This window comes from Methanosarcina sp. A14, from assembly GCF_001729375.1.
Taxonomy (GTDB): Archaea; Halobacteriota; Methanosarcinia; order Methanosarcinales; family Methanosarcinaceae; genus Methanosarcina; species Methanosarcina barkeri.
In genome coordinates, this window is the sequence record NZ_LZPK01000012.1 from 1 (window position 1) to 18,320 (window position 18,320).

The following is an 18,320-nucleotide window of genomic DNA, read 5'->3' on the forward strand; positions in this document are numbered from 1 at the left end:
TCACAGCTCCTGAAAAATAATATGTAAAATCACAGTTCCTGCGAAATAACATGGAGATCGGATATGAAAATTGCAATTGCAAGTGGAAAAGGGGGGACCGGGAAAACCACGGTTTCTTTAAATCTTGCTCTTTCTCTTTCAGATGTACAGCTTTTTGACTGCGATGTAGAAGAACCTAACTGTAATCTTTTCCTTGGCTTTGACCTTGAAAAAGTAGAAGATGTAATTTGTCCGGTGCCTGTAATCGATCAGGAAAAGTGCAATATTTGCAGGCAGTGTTCGGACTTTTGCCGTTATAACGCCCTGGCAGCCATTTCTACCAGAGTTTTGTTTTTCCCTTCTCTCTGCCACGGATGTGGGGGATGTGCTGTCCTTTGCCCGGAAAAAGCAATCCAGGAATCTCAGAGGTCCCTTGGATTAATTGAAAAAGCAAAAGGAAGAAGTTCACCTGAGTTTTACAGGGGGCTTTTAAATATAGGGGAAACGATGACATCGGCTGTTATCAAAGCGCTCAAGAAACATATCGATGACCGGAAAACTGCAATTCTAGATGCCCCGCCCGGAACTTCCTGCCCTGTTATTGCTTCTATTGGTGATGTGGATTATTGTGTGCTTGTGACTGAATCAACACCTTTTGGTTTCCATGACCTCAAGCTTGCCGTAGGTGTTGTAAGAGCGCTTAAAATTCCCTTTGGAATTGTCATTAACCGCTGGGGGTTAGGAGACTCAAGGGTTGAAGAATACTGTAAAGCCGAAGGAATTCCGGTCCTTCTCAAGATCCCAAACGATCTCAGAATTGCAGAACTCTATTCTCGCGGCATTCCCTTTGTTCAAGAAATGCCGGGATGGAAAGAACAGTTTCTTGGTATGTTTGAAGCAATAAAACTCCAGCTTGCAGGTGTAGAGGAAGCGAGAACATGAAGCAGCTTACTGTAATCAGCGGAAAAGGTGGGACTGGAAAGACAACCCTTACGGCAGCTTTTACTTCGCTTGCAAAAAATGCTGTCATTGCCGATTGCGATGTGGATGCAGCTGATATGCATCTGATCTTGAAACCCGATATTCTGGAAAAAGAAGACTATTACAGCCTTGAGGTTGCCAGAATTGACCCGGAACTCTGTATAAAATGCGGAAAATGCAGAGAATTTTGCAGGTATGAGGCGGTAAATGAAAGTTTTGAAGTTGACCCTTATGAATGCGAGGGATGTGCTGCCTGCACCATTGTTTGTCCCAACGGAGCAGTTTCCATGGAAAAAAGGGTTTCAGGCCAGTCTTTTTCTTCCGAAACCCGTTTTGGGCCTATGGCTCATGCACGGCTTGGCATCGGAGAAGAGACGAGTGGAAAACTTGTAAGCACTGTTCGGACCAATGCGAAAAAGCTTGCAGAACAATATCATAAAGATTTAATTATAATTGACGGGCCTCCTGGAACAGGCTGTTCCACAATTGCAGCTATTACAGGTACGGACCTGGTTCTGGTGGTAAGTGAGCCAACCGTTTCCGGAATTCATGATCTTAAAAGAGTTCTTGAGCTTACTGCACACTTCATGATCCCCACTGTTATCTGCATAAACAAGTATGATATAAATGAAGAAAATACCCAGATGATTGAAAATTTCTGTGCCGAACAGGAAATTCCGGTAATAGGCAGGCTTCCTTATAATGACATTGTAACGAAGGCAATGCTTCAGGAACAAACCTTAATAGAGTATGCTAAAAGCAGCGCTTGTTTAAACGAAAATGAGTTTGCGGATCAGGTCTGCCAAATCTGGGCCCGAGTAGAAAATATACTGATGGGCATTCAGGATAAACAGAAAGGAATTAAAACCCTCAAAATGAAGAATTTGTAATTTTTGTAATTTTTTATAATTCTAATTATTACAATCTTTAATAATTGTGGCAAATCCTGTCTATTTTATGGAAGATGCTTGTCAAATAAAAGTACACATTTTTTACTTTTTCAACAGATCTTTACTTTTCAACATGGTATTTACTTTTTCAATTGATCTTTACTTTTTCAATTGATCTTTACTTTTTCAACATGGTATTTACTTTTTCAATTGATTTTTACTTTTTTAGTTGAACTCTCTCTAATCCTTTTTTTACTACTTTTACTTTAGAACCTCAATATTCTTTTTTATAAACTATACATTTTATATACTATTCTATTTATATTATCTTAAGGCTAATAATCTCAAACTTTAGTTTTGATAACCACAGGTTTTTACCTGTACTTCTTTAATCGAAGTCGATTTCTAATTACAAGGGGGTTTAGTGCTGAAAGATATTGCTGTTGGAACCTGTGTACACCTGTTATCCCGGATAGATGACAAAGCTCTTGACGAGTTCTGGAAAGAAATCTCTGCAGGCAAATCTCCGATAGTCGATTCTCAGGGCAATCTGGGTTATTCCTTGTTGAGCGAGGATGGCATTTTATTTATCAGAAATGATTTTGCAGCTACGAGTTATGAGCAGTTTGAGCTGGTTTTTGGGGACCTTTTCCTGCCAGACACGGTTCAGGAACTCCTTCTTAAAGATAAAGTATTGCTTCTTATGGTGTGCAGGAAAGGCACGCAGGACTTATTACTCTCCAAACTTCGCACTGATGTCAAGTTCATGCTTGACCTGCCACGTGGAGAATACTTCTTTTTCGTATTTCTTCTGGACGCGGGCGCTGAATCCTTTTTAAACTCTACAGTCCACGCTATAGGTTTTCCATCCAGAATGCATTTGAACAGCCCGGAGCTTGAGACCTTTTATCTCAAACACCCTGTTGATATCTGGGAATTCGTAGACCCTTCTCCTATAGATATTAAACGCGGAGGACCCTTCTACATCAATATGATTATGGTAAACATTGAACAGATCCCGGGCTGTTCCTTGCTCTTTTCCGAACTTTTGCAGGAAGATGAATCCACACCTCCTCTTTGAAATCTACTCTCTTAAATGAGCTCTGCATCTAAAGCTCTATTTTCTCTCTACTTCAGGTGCAGATTGAGGACTTTAGGTCAAGTGTAATTAGTATAATTAGTATAGTTTTTCAGATTCCAAGAGTTCAAAAATAGTAAAATTAAAATGAAAATCTATTATCCATGATATCCGATAAGAAACTCAATTTTTCACATTCATTATTTGCTGAACTGCAAGGATATCAAATAATGTAATTACTCCAGCCACGAAGAAGATTATTGAAGGTACTGTGCTATAAATAATCGAACCTCCTGTAGCTAATGAATATAAAAAATAAAGCGCGTATAATGGACTTATAATTAAAATAACCCATGTAATGTATGTGAACGCATCCTTACTCATCTTTTCGCTATTGATCTCTGGTTTTTTATTTGTTTTCGTATTTTCGCTATTGATCTCTGGTTTTTTATTTGTTTTCATTTTTTCGCTATTGACATCTGGTTTTTTATTTGTTTTTATCTTTTCGCTATTGGCATCTGGTTTTTTATTTGTTTTCATATTTTTATGCTCCGAGTATCATTATTCATCAAATTTTCTCTTAATATTAATTAATAATGTACAACATATATAATAATTTGAGCCTGGGGTGGTTTTTTCAAGAAAAGTTCCAGATAAGAGAGTTTAGGTGCAAAGTCTCTTGAATGAAAAAATAGTTATAATTGCGGTTTCCAGTAATTTACAATGCAGCCCTTTACCAGATACGAAGAAATAGAACCTTACATCACAAAAGACGGTTCAATTATCCGCGAACTTATGCATCCTTCAGTCCACGGCAATTCAAACCAGAGCCTTGCCGAAGCTACCGTACCAGCCGGCGGAAAAACCCTTCTTCACAAACACCACCTGACCGAAGATCCCGGATATAACAAAGCTCTTGACAAGTTATGGGAAGAAACGTCGGTTGGAAAATCTCCAATGATCAATTTTCAGGGCCTAACTTATTCCTTATTGATCTAGAATGATACTTTATACCCTTAATCATTCTCTATGGATAATACTATTTTCAATTCAAGACCCATTGGTTTTTATGAGGACATTATGAGAATATCAACACAAAACAACGAAGAACCACACTCATTTGTCATAAACGATTTTACTTCTCATAATTATGAGCAGTTTGAGCTGGTTTTTGGGATCTTTTCCTGCCAGACACGATTCAGAACTCCTTCTTAAAGATAAAGTGCTGCTTTTTATGGTGTGCGTGAAAGGCATGCAGGACTTTTTACTATCCGAACTGCGTACTGATATTATTCACATAATGAGATATTTATAAATCATAGAGTCTGTGAGTTAATAGTAAGGTTGCACTATCACCAATATTGCACTAACTAAGAGAATGATTTCAATGTTATCTTTAAAATTCATTAAATAGTAATGTTTTACTTTCTATGGACTTTTAAGATTTTCTAAAATCCAATTTGTCGCCCAAAATAAAAATATAAAAATCAAGATCCTTGTGCCTAACTTATTGAAAAATTATAAATTCATGGCATTTATCTCAAAATTGTACTTTTTCTTCAAATATTTTAAGTACAAGGCAACTATTTTTCCTTCTCAAACTAACATTTTATGAACAGTCCCAGGTGACTTTTTTATATTTATAAAAACAGTTAAATACAGTTATGATATTTTATAATATAAAATAATAAAAATCCAAAAAGTAACTTAAACGAAAAGCTAGCCAGAAACCTTGTTGATCCCCTTCCACAAGATTCAAACAAGGTCTCTCAACGCACAAATTAAATGAAGTCTATTGTGTACACATTATGTTTATGTATACAATGATTACGTCGTATACAACGTATACATTTCATATTGTACTACAATACTACTTAAAGATTGCTACAAAGGCATCTAAATGGCATCTTAAAGGCGTATATTAGGTGACAAATGGTAGTTTTTAGGTACAAGTGTACAGATAACACTTCATGAGGTTTGGACGACTTATGTGAAATAATCATTAAATAAAGGCAAACATGATTATAAACTTACTTATAAATATAAGTGTCCAAAACCTGACACTTTCCGATATTAACATGCTCTCATTTCTTGAGACTTGTTTAGAACTTGCCTTAGTAATGCTATCATGTCATTATAAACTGCATGAGAAACGATAATTCAGAGATCTTCCAAGATCTCTTATTTTTGTTCTTACAATATAATAATTTAAATCTAATTTCGGTTTCTTATTAGTGCTGTGTCCATATAAAGTCAGTCTTTTGTTTAATTTTTCTAGTTTTTTTGTGAACGAAAAGATAATTATAATTGCGGTTTCCAGTAATTCACAATGCAGATCTTTACCAGATACGAAGAAATAGAACCTTACATCACAAAAGACAGTTCAATTATCCGCGAACTCATGCATCCTTCTGTCCACGGAAACTCAAACCAGAGCCTTGCCGAAGCTACCGTGCCAGCTGGCGGAAAAACTCTTCTTCACAAACACCACCTTACCGAAGAAATATATCACATTACCGAAGGCAGTGGGATAATGATTCTTGGATCTGAAGAATTCGAGGTCAAAAAAGGAGATACTGTTTGCATTTCACCCGGTACTCCGCACAGAATTCAAAACACAGGAAATACGCTGCTGAAAATTCTCTGCTGCTGTGCGCCGAGTTATTCTCATGAGGATACGGAATTGGTGGAACAATAATGAAATCTAAGGTCCCGTCCCGGAATAAACTATGCAGATTTCCAATTGAATGTTTTGATTTTCACTATCAAGATAGCCAGTCAAAGTTACAATAAATTCTAAGTTGCATAGGTGATTTCGTTACGGGCACTAAATCTATAGTCAATGTATGAAACTCATGTTTTTTATCTAATTTTTTCTAAATAATTCTGCTTCTACTATTTTTGTCAATTTAAGCTCTTGTATCCCTAAAAATTAAATATGTAAGCCATATGTATACACAAGTTATTCCACAAAAGAGCAAGAATGTAAAGTTCATTAAGTCACTAGGAACAATAATCGCAAAAATACCTCCAAAGTAAGAGATAATAATTAAACCGATAAATCTCTCATATCTTTGAGTAGGGATTTTACGTTCTTTAATATTGTAAACATTCAAACTAGATCGAAGTTCTATTAGTGCATCATAAAATTTGTTTATTTTATCTCCTTTTAAAGAATCAGCTATGTTTAAATATAGTAATGATTCGTTTTCTTTGTGCCATTCTAAGTATCTGTTAACTTGCGTTGACAGCTCATTTTCTATTTCACGTCTTTGGTTTAAATAATAATGAGTTGTCGAAAAAATAACTGTACCTCCTATTGCGAGAGAAAAGAATAGAGTAGAAAGTGAAAGCTGTATATCACTAGTTGATTCTAATATTTGATATGAATTAATGGAAGAACTCAGCGTATTGAATAATTGGAATGTTATATTTTTATCTACTAGGGTTGTTAAAACTAAAAGATACAAGTTTAATAGTATCAGAAATATTGTCAATGTGGTGAAAGTTATATATATATTTTCTATAGTTATAGAAAATATTATTTGCACTATATTCCTTAATTTTATAGACACTTTCCCTAATAATTTGCGTGCAAAATAATAACCGATCAACAAGACTGATATAATTATACTTAACGAGAAAAATACTATATAAACTTGTATATCTTTCGATACATACTTTACAGCTATGTATATTAATGCTGGTATGGCTACTATTAACAAAATATTATACCAGTACCACACATTTTTATTTTTAAAATAAAAATTATTTATTATAATTTGTTCGTCATTTTTATTTCCTAAATCATCGTGAAGATTCTCCAACATTTTAATTTTGGAAGTTTCTGTTACTTTTGAATTAGAAAGTTCTTCATTTATTTGGAAAAACGATTTTTTGTATTGTATAGCCTTAAATATAAAAACTGAAGTTGTTGTAGAAATTAGTAGTATTATAAGTATGGATAAGTCCACAAAGTTTATCATATATAACATATTGTTATTTTTTAGAATATATATCTTATACCACAAAAAAGGCTTATGTTTTTACATGATATTTTCGACTACATCTATACGAAATTCTCAAGCAGAATTTTTGAATTAAATTGAAATGAACCTGCAATTGGCATAAGCCTTTTTAATCTACAAGTGATTTGTAAAAAATCAAAATTTGAATTAATATAATCAGTCCAACTGGGGTGAACAGAAAAAAAATGTCTGTTTAAAAAACTGAATATGAGTGACTGGTTTATTTTGAAAAAAATCATTAGCGTTTTTGTGCTTAAAAGTTATTTTTATTATTTTCATCTTCTATACATCCCTAATTTGACAGATTCTGCTATCAATACAGTATTTTATTACACAAAACACGTTGTATCGACACAGTACATTTTGGTAAAATAAAAAATGTCAAAAAATCATAAGATGCGGGATAAAACTTTGAATAGTATGAAGAAAGCAGAAGCATGAAGCCCGTTCAGACATTATACAATATACGCTTCTGTTAAATTTGGGATACATAGTTTTTTTATTCATTTCTCTACTTTGGAAACGCCGCTCTCCTGCGTCGAGCGTGACAAAGACGACCAAATATGGCGAATATGGTTTCACGGGTTAATTTTGTACTTATTTTTATTTCTCTGGTTCAAATGAAATTGTTTTATACTCTTCGTTAATCCTTTGAGCACCCATTTGTATTCAGTTGTTATTATTCCAACGTGATAGAAATAACGTCTGCCATCATTCTTTACCGGTTATTTTGGCGTTTTGAGAGCCATAATATTGCAAAAGCATTAAAACTCAATCAAAAGCCGGGTTGGACATTTTATCCTGAAAACACCAATCATGCATCAGTAGACGATTTCCGCATTAGGAGTTGTTATTAAATACCCACTCAAAATAACAAAGAGCCTATTATTCTGAATTTATTTTCTTTAATCTTTTTATATAATTATTTTATTATTTAATCACATTATATTAATATTTTGACAAGATAGCAAATTGCTACTAAACGTGAGTATAAAAACACTAGAATTTTAATTAAAAGAAAAATATAAAGATTGGAGTTGGTGGTATGGAACCAATAACTAGGGAAGAACTAGAGAAAATAAAAAAGGATGCAAAAGCAGCCGGAAAAGATGTCTCAGATATCGAGAAACTCCTGGAGCAAAAAGAGATGCCAAAACCTCCCATGGGAGAAGTAAAAGTAACAGGCGTCACTCGAGATGTCTGGATGAGAATGGAAGAAAAAAGTGAGAAGACTAAAGTAAAGGGCAAACGTGTGATTATGTCAACAGGCCCGGCCAGGGAGGAGGATTTTGAATGATCAATCTCGTAGACGAGGCGGGTGCACTTTCAACAGAGGAGTTCCACGAACTGAAGAATTTCGTTGTTGATGAGTGTCTTTGCACTCAAGTAGAAACACCGTGGCTTGAATACGTCAAGATAAGGGCGGATGGAGATACGGGCTACAAGGGCTATTGGACTGCTCAATGGGACGAAGTTGGGCTTGACAAGAGAAATGTAAAAGCAGTGATAATTCTCAATGCCACATATCTGAAGACTCTAGAAGATATGAAGAAAACGTTAGCACATGAGTTTGGGCATCATTGGACCTTGGGCTATATGATCGAAAACTTTGAGCAGGATATATGGAAAGAAAGGATGCCACTAGATTATTACCGGATGAGAGGACTAGATCTGGATAATTTTGCTCCAGATTATTCAAAAGACTGGTATCATTGTGACAAAGAAGTCCTTGCAGAGGATTACAAGTATTTTTATTCTCCATTCGATGGAGAGCATCGTATGAAAAATTTGGTAGGTAATCCTTCAGAAGAAATTAAAGCTAAAATAGTCGACTTAGGCTTGGGAGCAAGGAGAAGCTGGGAAGAGTTAGTTAGATGTAGATTTAGTAAGTCAAAATGAAAAAGCCGATCTCAAAATAGATATACGCTATATATTATAAATTTAGCAATATATATCTGCATATATATACAGATACATAAAATCGATGATGTTCTATTGAAATCATGGAGCATCACCATCACCTTTCCTTCATAGAAATCACATACAGAAAAACCTCGTAAAGAGTTACGGAAACTAATGAATGAAATTTTGTATATTGTTACAACAGGTTATATTTAGTAAGATTTTCCCCGCCAATTTGATTTTTTTTCTGCTTTTTCTTTTTTCCGTTGTTACTTCCTTATTTCCGTTTTTCTAGTTCAAATAAATTCTTTATTTTCTTCATTCAGCTTTGCTACGCCTTTCTGATTCATTCCCAATCTAAAAACAGCTCAGTTTTTAAGATTTCCTCCATTTCAATGCTTTCCAGGATCTCAAAAGCGAGATTTGCCGTAAAATCGTCTTCCGAGTCAAGTAAAGCCTGCAAACGTGGCCTGTCCTCTTCAGTACATATCTTTTTGAGGGTTCCGGCTACTTCGGCTTTTACGAAGCGGTTACAATCATAAAGGCTGTTGATAAGGGGTCCGACGGCCTTTTCAGGTTTTATCCTGCCGAGGGCTTTTGCAGCAGCCAACCGCGTAAAATCATCCGTATCCGTAAGGGCGGCAATAAGGTGATCAATTGCGTTTTCGGCTTTAATCTGGCCGAGAGCTTCGGCTGCTCCTGATCTTCCTTTATTTTTCTGGTCCATCAGTGCATCAATAAGAGGTTCTATAGCTTGGCTGGATTTTATTTTTCCAAGGGCTTTTGCAGCTTCTTCTTTTACAAAGCCATCAGTATCAAAAACCAGAACATCTATCAAGGGCTGGAGGACTTCTTTTGATTTGATCTGGCCGAGGGTGTAGGCAGCAAACCGGCGCACGGTTGCGTCTCTGGACTTGAGGGCACTGACCAGCGGAGGGATAGCTTTTTCACAATCAAAAAGGTTCAGGGACCCGGCTGCAAGCCTCCTGACTTCATCGTCCTCGTTATCAAGGGCACTGATCAGGGATTCAAACGCTCTTTCGCTCCTGCTTTCAGATAGGCTTTGCAGGGCTTTTGCTGTTTCTTTTCGCACAAGTTTATCTTCGTCTTTCAGGGCGTTATCAATGAAATCAAATATTTGGTTTGATATGCAATCAGGAATCCCATAGGGATTTATCTGGCCAAGGGCTCTTACTGCTCCCTGTCTTGTGAAAGGGTCCTGAGACTTAAAAATCCTGATAAGGGGGTCAAGGACTTTTTCGCACTCCAGTTGTCCTAGTGCATTTGCAGCTTCCTTCCTGACAAAGCGGTTTTCATCTCCGAGGGCAAAAAGCAGCGGAGCAATGGCTTTTCTGACTTTCATCATTCCCAGAGCCTTTGCGGCTTCCAGTCGGACTAAATGGCTGTTGTCCTGGAGTTTATTTATCAGGGTTTTAGCAGCTTTCTCAGACTTTATTTCTCCAAGGGATTCTACGGCTGTCTTTCTTACAAACTCGTCCTCATCCGAGAGTGCAAAAACAAGGGGGTCAAGTGTTTCTTCGGACCCTACTCCCCCGAGGGCTTTTGCAGCTTCTCTTCGGACGAAACGGCTTTTATCCCCAAGCATATTGACGAATGTGCCGGAAGTTTTGTCTGATTTGATTTCTCCAAGCGCTTTTGTAGCGATCCAGCGCACAAATTCATCATTATCTTCAAGGGCATCTACAAACGGTTCAACAGCCCTTTCCGATCCCATCCGGCCCAGGGCTTCGGCAGCTCCCAGCCGGACAAGTTTGTCTTCTTCCTGAAATGCTTTTATTAGAGCTTCTGCTGCTTGTCTGGAGTTTATCCTTCCAAGAGCTCCTACAGCTCCAATCCGGACAAAATCGTCTTTAGCCCCAAGTGCGGAAATAAGGACTTCCAGCGCTTTTTCAGATCCAATCTGCATTAGCGCATTTGCAGCTTCCAGCCGGACAGCCCGATTATGATCTTTAAATGTGTCCCTGAGCAGTTCTATTGCTCTTTCGGACCCTATTAAGCCAAGAGACTTTACGGCTTCTATCCGCACAGAATAATCTGCATCCCCAACTGCAGTCTCAAGCGGAATAAGTGCCATCTCGGACCTGGTTTCCCCAAGCACTTTCGCAGTTTCTCTTTTTACCCTGATATCTTTATCCTTAAGTGCTCCAGTATTGGCCCTGATCCCACAGGTTCCTAGCCTTCCAAGGCTCTGAACAGCCTTTACTTTTTCTATAGTATACCTGCTGTCAAGTTTCCTGGCAAGCAAAGCACATAGTTTTTCTTTTGTTTCCGGGCTGGCTCTCACAGCGCACTTTGAAGCCAGATATAAGTTTCCGCTTGAGCTCATTGAATTTACAAGTTCTTCTTCTGATTCGAGCAAATCCGAGGTGAGCATTATCACATTCTCCCATCTCGGATTCCTTAATGATTTTGAAATGTCCATCCCGTTTTCAAAGTAAGTTTTCAGCTTTAAAGCCGCAAAATATTCCTGAAAAGTTCGATCTATTCCGAACCTTACTTCGGACCTCTTTCTTATCAGGAGTCCGAGCTCTAAGCAGGTCTGAAGGAGTTTCCCTGCCCTTACTCTACCAGACTTGCTGTGCTCTATAATCTTTCCAGATTTTCTGCATTCTGTAATCCTTCCAGATTTTCTGCACTCTGCAATCCTTCCAGACCTGCTGGATTCCATATATGCTTCTGCCACTTCAAGGGCATAGCTATACTTACATGAAATCTTATTCCTGCACTGGAGTTTGAAGGCCAGGTTCATAAGGACATTTTCAATATCTGTTCTTTCGGTATTCGGCTCCTGATAATCTACTTTCCCAGTATTTAGCCCCTGAAAGCCTGTTCTTTCGGCACTGGGTTCTTGAGAATCTGTTTTTCCATCAGGTTCTCTCTCCAAATTTGTATTCTCAAAGCTTACTCTTAGAGGCAGCTGGGTCTGGGATCTAAAAAACTCCTCTCTTATCCTGTAATCTTTAAAAAGTTCCAAAATGAGTGCCTGATAGATTTCTGCCCTGTTGGAGGGAATAGAGTCAAAAAGAGTAAAGTGCTGGATGTCTTCCGTTTTTTCTCTTGTCCCCATATGCGCAGTTGAAAGTTTGAGCCAGAGATAAAGCATCAGAGGATTCTGAAGAATCGACTGTGACTGAGTCTCACCCAGGCTCCTGACCTTTAAAAGCTTTGCCTGTCTTTTATTTGTGACGTTCTTTTCTATGAACAGCCTGATATTTTCATCGGTCAATTTTTCAAGTTCGGAAAGTGCAAATGTGCTTTTTAAGCTATCAGAAGGTTCGGGTCTTGAGGCAATAACATATCTACAGGCTTCATACTCGGAAATAAAGTCGGAGATCTCATCAAAAGGAGAGAAATTCTCTGAAGGCATAAGCAGGTCAAGCCCGTCCAGTAACAGCAGTAATTTTCCTTCTCCTTCTAGCAGTTTCTTAAAATCCGTCTCAGAAATACCTTTTTTTGTTACCTGTATTTTTAAATAATTATAAAAAGAGCCTTTAACATAGGAATCAAGTGCTATATATATTGGAACAGATCCCTCTTTTTTCAGTAGGCGTTCCCTAGCATAGACATTACTCAGCCACTTAAGGGTGCTTGTCTTTCCCGAACCTGCTTCCCCGTAAATTATCAGGTGCCTTTCTTTTTCCACAATTTGTGATATCTTGAAGTCGTAGGCAAGGGAAACCTTTTCTTCGAAAAGCCTGCGCGTGATTGGTAGTATTTCTCTGGCAGATAATTCTACGTAGTTACAGACTTTATCCCTATCTTCCAGTATTACGTTTTTCAGGTATGTTCCCAGGTTCCCTTTTGAGCTGCTTTCAGTTATGGACTCAGGCATGTGTCCCCCACAATCTATAAATGGTGTTTCCTTTCCAGATTCTATTCCTTTTGTCAGGGGACCTTTTTTAGGTTTACTGCTTTCAGTATATATCTTCAATACGCATCTTGAGTATATATCTTCAATACGCATCTTGAGTATATATCTTCAATACACATCTTCAGTGTATCTTCAATACGCATCTTCAGTATGTATCTTCAATACACATCTTCAGTGTATCTTCAATACGCATCTTCAGTATGTATCTTCGGTGTGTACCCGAACTTTTTCCACGACTTTCTTGTTATATGCATTTACGATGTCGCTTCGGGTAATAAGACCTAGGAGTTTGGTCTTGTCCTCTCTGTCCACAACTGGAAGCCTGCCTATTTGTTTTGAAGCGAAGCGTTTGAGGACCGCGTCAAGGGTTTCATCAGGGTAGGCAACTTCCAGACGCCGGGTGGCTATATCCTTCACTTTTTTGTCAACGTCTCCTGACTTTACTTTGCTCCGTAGGTCTGAAAGGGTTACTATACCTGAAAGTTTGCCTTTGGAATCAAGGACTGGAAAGCCTACGTGGCGGCTTACCTGCATTAGGGCCGTCAGTGTCTCAACACTCTTCTCCTCAGAAACTGTCTGGACATACGTGATCATGGCATCTTTTACAAGCATGGAGCTCATAATGTCCACTTCTCTGCCTTTTCGGATTTTAAACCCTCTCCTGCGTAGGCCCTCCGTGAAAATGGACTCCGGATAAAGGGCATTTGACATCACATTGCTGAGGACGCAGGCAAACATGAGAGGAAGAATCATATTATAATCCCTTGTAATCTCAAATAGGATCAGGATGGCTGTAAGGGGGGCCCTGGCAGTTCCGGCAAAGACCGCACCCATCCCAACCATAGCATATGCCCCTTGCTCGGCTACAATCCCCGGGAAAAACAAGTTTGCGATTGTCCAGAAAGCTCCTCCCAGCATTGCACCTGTAAAAAGGGAAGGAACAATCGTTCCTCCTGAGCCTCCAGAGCCTAGACTCAGGGAAAAAGCGAGGATCTTTAAAAAGAGCAGGATTAGCAGGAGCTTGAAAGTAAGCTGGTTGTTGAGTGCGTCTGTTATTACATCATATCCCATTCCGAGAACTCTGGGGTAAAAAAGGCCTATTGCACCTACTGCGAGCCCTCCCAGGGCAGGTTTGAATACAGGATGGAGAGGAATTTCCGAAAAAATATCTTTTGTGTGGTAAAGCGTCCTGATAAGTAGTGTAGAGATAAACCCTGCAAGAAGCCCGAGCACAAGGTAGAGCCCGAGTTCTTTGTAGGGACTTACCATTTCGTAGGAAGGGATTTCTATAGGTTTAACCCCGAAAAGTGTGCTTGAGACAAGGGTTGCAAAGACCGAGGAGATAACTATCGGAATAAAGGTCCTGGTTTCAAGTTCCCCGTAAATCACTTCTACTACAAAGACGACTCCCGCAAGAGGGGCATTAAATGCAGCCGCAATTCCGCCAGCAGCTCCGCAACCTAGAAGTATCTGAAGCTGCCTTTCAGGGCTCTTCAGGATTTTCCCGAGAAAAGCCCCAGTCCCGGCTCCTGCAAGGATTCCAGGTGCTTCCTTTCCCAGCGCACCTCCTGAACTGATTGTGATTATTGAAGTAAAAATCTCCAGAAAAACATCCTTGAGATTAAGCCTTGCTCCACGGAGGGTTACGGTTTCTATAAGTCCGTCAACGCCGTACTTCTTTTTCATCAGAAAATGGGAGATTATTCCTACCAGCAACCCTCCAAGGGCTGGCACGAATAACACATAATAGTTTGGGAACTCGTGTAACGGGGACCCTTGCTGCATACCCAGAAAAGTATTGCTGTACTGGAGAGTCTGGTCATAAACTCCTATCACGAACCCTGTAAGGAGCCCGATTATAATAGCAATTGAATTGACCTTGGTAGTTTCGGTATCAAACCGGGTAATATACTCGGTGATCTTGGGATGTTTTTTTACATTGTGAAATGCCGATATGTGCTCTGGACTAACTTCCAAAAACTCGTACCTCTTAAATCCTTTTATCTCTTCCTTTTTCTTGAACAAAAAGGTAAGTTTCAGGTTATTCTACCTGAATATTTTTCACTCGAAGGATTTCAAGCATTTATTTAAATGTATCATAATATTATATTATACAATGTATGCCCAGAGTACAGCCTGCAAAAATCGAAGATTCTTTTCCTCGATTTTTTTGCTATCTTCATCCTTCTTTATCTTCGTTATCTTCATCCTTCTCTATTTACAGCTTTTCATTTGATTCTTATCTTTTGTTATTCTGAATAAGTTCCAGAACCTCATAGAGTTTTTTTGCAGTTTCGGAAACGGTCTGCATACCGATGGAGTCTTCTTCTACCGGGTTCCAGGCTATTCCGCCGAAATGAGAATTATCGCCAACTACAATCATACCGTGAATATGCATCCAGTCATGGATTGATTGAATGGTTTTTTCCTGACCTCCGTTTCTTGAGCCTCCAACTGAGAGAGCGGCTCCAACTTTGTTTTTAAGTGCAAGGTTATTGCGGCGAAGCAGGACACTTCTATCAAAAAGAGCTTTAAGTTGGGCAGGATAATTCCCCATATATACCGGCGATGCAACAATTATGCCGTCTGCTGATCTCATTTTTTCATAAACTTCTTCCATATCGTCTTCAATTACACATGAGTCATTCTCCACACAAGCTCCGCATACTTTACAGGGTGCAATCTCCATGTTTGAAATAAAAACGGTATCGGTTTCAAAACCTCTTTCTTTTGCTATTTCGAGAGCAGTTAAAATCATTTTTTCACAATTCTTTCCCTTTCGTGGACTGCCTGAAATTCCCAGTATCTTCATTTAGATCATTCCGAAATTCTTTTATATTATTTATCACGTATAATCAGTAATAATTGTTTTAAGTATACCATCTGCCACAAATATCACAGATCGTTATGTAATTCAAGGAAAAAAGTTCGTATATAAGTTTTTGTTGGCGGTCTTAATTATATATTTATTATTTTTATATATATCTCTATTCATTTTACGTATGTTTATATATTAAGACCCAGCTAACTTAGACTACTCTAATTATATAGGAGGTTGGTTGATTGGTAACATTTTTAGAAAAGATCAGTGAAAGAGCAAAGAAACTTAACAAAACAATTGCTTTACCTGAAACTGACGATATAAGAACTCTTCAGGCAGCTGCCAAGGCTATCGAAAGAGGTGTTGCAAATATCGTTCTTATTGGTGATGAAGCAAAGATTAAGGAGCTCGCAGGAGATCTTGACCTCTCAAAAGCAAAAATTGTAAATCCTGAGACTTACGAGAAAAAGGATGAATACATTCAAGCTTTCTACGAGCTGAGAAAGCATAAGGGTATTACACTCGAAAGTGCAGCCGAAGTTATGAAGGATTACGTTTACTTCGCCGTTATGGCGGCTAAACTCGATGAAGTAGACGGTGTAGTTTCAGGTGCTGTTCACTCTTCCTCTGATACACTTAGACCTGCTGTCCAGATTGTTAAAACTGCCCCTGGTGCAGCTCTCGCATCTGCTTTTTTCATCATTGCCGTACCGGACTGTGAATATGGGTCAGACGGGACATTCCTCTTTGCTGACTCGGGTATGGTCGAAATGCCCAGTGTGGAAGACGTTGCAAACATTGCTGTCATTTCTGCAAAAACATTTGAACTACTGGTTCAGGATGATCCATATGTTGCAATGCTTTCTTATTCCACCAAGGGAAGCGCACACAGCAAACTGACCGAGGCAACAATTGCTTCCACAAAGCTTGCACAGGAACTCGCTCCAGATATTCCAATTGATGGTGAACTCCAGGTAGATGCAGCAATTGTTCCAAAAGTTGCAGCTTCAAAGGCTCCAGGAAGCCCTGTTGCAGGTAAGGCTAATGTCTTTATTTTCCCTGACCTTAACGCTGGAAACATAGCATACAAGATTGCCCAGAGGCTCGCCAAGGCCGAAGCTTATGGCCCTATTACTCAGGGACTTGCCAAGCCAATTAATGACCTGTCCAGAGGCTGCAGCGACGAAGACATTGTCGGTGCTATTGCAATTACATGCGTTCAGGCCGCGGCACAGGACAAATAATCTCAAACGTTTCTATATTTACAAACATTTTAGAAAGCTTTTTATTGACTTTCATATATAAAATACCTTATTGTATATATAAAACGGAAATTAAAAGCAATCTATGAATTGGGGTTTAAATATGAAGGTATTGGTAATAAACGCAGGAAGCTCATCCCTGAAATATCAGTTGATTGATATGATCAATGAGTCCCCTCTTGCAGTCGGTCTTTGCGAAAGGGTGGGAATCGATAACTCGATCATTACTCAGAAGAGGTTTGATGGCAAGAAGCTGGAAAAGCAGGTTGACCTGCCAACCCACAGAGTAGCCCTTGAAGAAGTTGTCAAGGCTCTTACCGACCCGGAATTTGGTGTCATCACAGATATGGGTGAAATCAACGCGGTCGGACACAGGGTTGTGCACGGTGGCGAGAAGTTCACAACATCTGCTTTGTTTGATGCAGGTGTCGAGGAAGCTATTAGAGATTGCTTCGATCTGGCTCCTCTCCACAACCCTCCAAACATGATGGGAATCACAGCCTGTGCAGAGATCATGCCTGGAACGCCCATGGTTATTGTTTTTGATACTGCATTCCATCAAACCATGCCTGCGTATGCCTACATGTATGCTTTGCCATATGACCTCTACGAAAAGTATGGAGTCCGAAAATACGGGTTCCACGGGACTTCCCACAAGTATGTCGCTGGAAGAGCCGCTCTTATGCTTGGAAAGCCTATAGAAGATACCAAGATTATCACCTGTCACCTTGGAAATGGTTCAAGTATTGCAGCAGTGAAAGGTGGAAAATCTATTGATACCAGCATGGGCTTTACCCCGCTTGAAGGGGTTGCAATGGGTACCAGATGTGGTTCCATTGACCCGGCAGTCGTTCCATTCATTATGGATAAAGAAGGACTGTCAAGTAGAGAGATTGATACTCTCATGAATAAGAAGTCAGGCGTACTTGGAGTTTCCGGGATAAGCAACGACTTCAGAGACCTTGACGAGGCGGCCTCTCACGGAAACGAGAGAGCTGAGCTTGCCCTTGAGATCTTCGCATATAGTGTTAAGAGGGTTATTGGTGAGTATCTAGCTGTGCTCAATGGTGCAGATGCGATTGTCTTTACCGCAGGTATCGGAGAAAACAGCGCAAGCATCAGAAAGAGAATCCTTGCTGGTCTTGACGGCCTCGGCATAAAAATCGATGAGGAAAAGAACAAGATCAGAGGCCAGGAAATTGACATCAGTACCCCTGATTCAAGTGTAAGGGTTTTTGTCATTCCAACCAATGAAGAACTTGCCATTGCAAGGGAAACAAAGGAAATTGTTGAGACCGAAGCTAAACTACGTAGCTCGGTACCTGTTTGATTGTAAAGGAGAAGTCTCCTTTACCTTTTCTATTTTTAACTTTTAGTATGCTCGTAAAAGCTTAAACTGCATTTTTGCTGTTATGAGTTTTGCTGAAACCTGCTTTACTATTATGAGTTTTGCTGTTACGAGTTTTACTGTTACGAGTTTTGCTGTT

14 protein-coding genes are annotated in these 18,320 nt (G+C 39.0%); 9 read left to right on the plus strand and 5 right to left on the minus strand.

The window, feature by feature from the left end; all coding sequences use genetic code 11:
- Nucleotides 1-63: 63 nt before the first annotated feature.
- The 3 genes from A9239_RS00720 to A9239_RS00730 all read left to right on the plus strand — a co-directional run bounded on the left by A9239_RS00720 (nucleotide 64) and on the right by A9239_RS00730 (nucleotide 2,931).
- Nucleotides 64-921, plus strand: coding sequence for an ATP-binding protein (locus A9239_RS00720; protein WP_048121094.1), 858 nt, complete (start codon nucleotides 64-66; stop codon nucleotides 919-921).
- Nucleotides 918-1,850 (plus strand): ATP-binding protein, encoded by a 933-nt coding sequence (locus A9239_RS00725; RefSeq protein ID WP_048155996.1) that lies wholly within the window; start codon nucleotides 918-920, stop codon nucleotides 1,848-1,850. Before A9239_RS00720 ends, A9239_RS00725 begins: the two co-directional genes overlap by 4 nt.
- A gap of 424 nt (nucleotides 1,851-2,274) precedes the next feature.
- Nucleotides 2,275-2,931, plus strand: a complete 657-nt coding sequence (locus A9239_RS00730; RefSeq protein WP_230668885.1) for a hypothetical protein — start codon at nucleotides 2,275-2,277, stop codon at nucleotides 2,929-2,931.
- A gap of 180 nt (nucleotides 2,932-3,111) precedes the next feature.
- Here A9239_RS00730 and A9239_RS00735 read toward each other — a convergent pair whose 3' ends face one another.
- Entirely contained in the window at nucleotides 3,112-3,468 is a 357-nt protein-coding gene (locus A9239_RS00735; protein WP_048155993.1) for a hypothetical protein, read from the minus strand.
- A 183-nt stretch (nucleotides 3,469-3,651) separates the two neighbouring features.
- Here A9239_RS00735 and A9239_RS00740 point away from each other — a divergent pair, with 183 nt between their 5' ends.
- The gene (locus A9239_RS00740) at nucleotides 3,652-3,927 is read left to right on the plus strand and encodes a hypothetical protein (RefSeq protein WP_048155991.1); all 276 of its coding nucleotides are present in this window, start codon (nucleotides 3,652-3,654) and stop codon (nucleotides 3,925-3,927) included.
- A gap of 1,330 nt (nucleotides 3,928-5,257) precedes the next feature.
- Nucleotides 5,258-5,626, plus strand: coding sequence for a cupin domain-containing protein (locus A9239_RS00745; RefSeq protein ID WP_048155988.1), 369 nt, complete (start codon nucleotides 5,258-5,260; stop codon nucleotides 5,624-5,626).
- Nucleotides 5,627-5,837: 211 nt separating this feature from the next.
- Here A9239_RS00745 and A9239_RS00750 read toward each other — a convergent pair whose 3' ends face one another.
- Nucleotides 5,838-6,902 (minus strand): hypothetical protein, encoded by a 1,065-nt coding sequence (locus A9239_RS00750; protein WP_141706320.1) that lies wholly within the window; start codon nucleotides 6,900-6,902, stop codon nucleotides 5,838-5,840.
- 1,099 nt (nucleotides 6,903-8,001) lie between these two features.
- On the opposite strand from A9239_RS00750, the gene A9239_RS00755 reads away from it, so the two are divergent.
- A complete protein-coding gene (locus A9239_RS00755) occupies nucleotides 8,002-8,253 on the plus strand; it encodes a hypothetical protein (protein WP_048155982.1) in 252 nt (83 codons plus the stop codon).
- Nucleotides 8,250-8,855: a hypothetical protein gene (locus A9239_RS00760; protein WP_048155981.1), complete on the plus strand. Its 606-nt coding sequence runs from the start codon at nucleotides 8,250-8,252 to the stop codon at nucleotides 8,853-8,855. The genes A9239_RS00755 and A9239_RS00760 overlap by 4 nt, the downstream gene beginning before the upstream one ends.
- A gap of 349 nt (nucleotides 8,856-9,204) precedes the next feature.
- On the opposite strand, the gene A9239_RS00765 is transcribed toward A9239_RS00760, so the two are convergent.
- From A9239_RS00765 to A9239_RS00775, 3 genes are all read right to left on the minus strand, one after another.
- Nucleotides 9,205-12,810 carry a HEAT repeat domain-containing protein gene (locus tag A9239_RS00765; RefSeq protein WP_230668883.1) on the minus strand — a complete coding sequence of 1,202 codons (3,606 nt, stop codon included), beginning with the start codon at nucleotides 12,808-12,810 and terminating at the stop codon, nucleotides 9,205-9,207.
- A 135-nt stretch (nucleotides 12,811-12,945) separates the two neighbouring features.
- Nucleotides 12,946-14,727, minus strand: a complete 1,782-nt coding sequence (locus tag A9239_RS00770; RefSeq protein WP_048157092.1) for a chloride channel protein — start codon at nucleotides 14,725-14,727, stop codon at nucleotides 12,946-12,948.
- Between the two features lie 262 nt (nucleotides 14,728-14,989).
- Nucleotides 14,990-15,562 carry a flavodoxin family protein gene (locus tag A9239_RS00775; protein WP_048155978.1) on the minus strand — a complete coding sequence of 191 codons (573 nt, stop codon included), beginning with the start codon at nucleotides 15,560-15,562 and terminating at the stop codon, nucleotides 14,990-14,992.
- A 251-nt stretch (nucleotides 15,563-15,813) separates the two neighbouring features.
- Here A9239_RS00775 and pta point away from each other — a divergent pair, with 251 nt between their 5' ends.
- Both pta and A9239_RS00785 read left to right on the plus strand, forming a co-directional pair.
- Complete coding sequence (gene pta, locus A9239_RS00780) at nucleotides 15,814-16,815, plus strand: phosphate acetyltransferase (RefSeq protein WP_048121082.1); 1,002 nt, start codon at nucleotides 15,814-15,816, stop codon at nucleotides 16,813-16,815.
- Between the two features lie 121 nt (nucleotides 16,816-16,936).
- On the plus strand, nucleotides 16,937-18,163 hold the full coding sequence (locus A9239_RS00785; protein WP_048121078.1) for an acetate kinase: 1,227 nt from the start codon (nucleotides 16,937-16,939) through the stop codon (nucleotides 18,161-18,163).
- The last annotated feature ends 157 nt before the right edge of the window (nucleotides 18,164-18,320 follow it).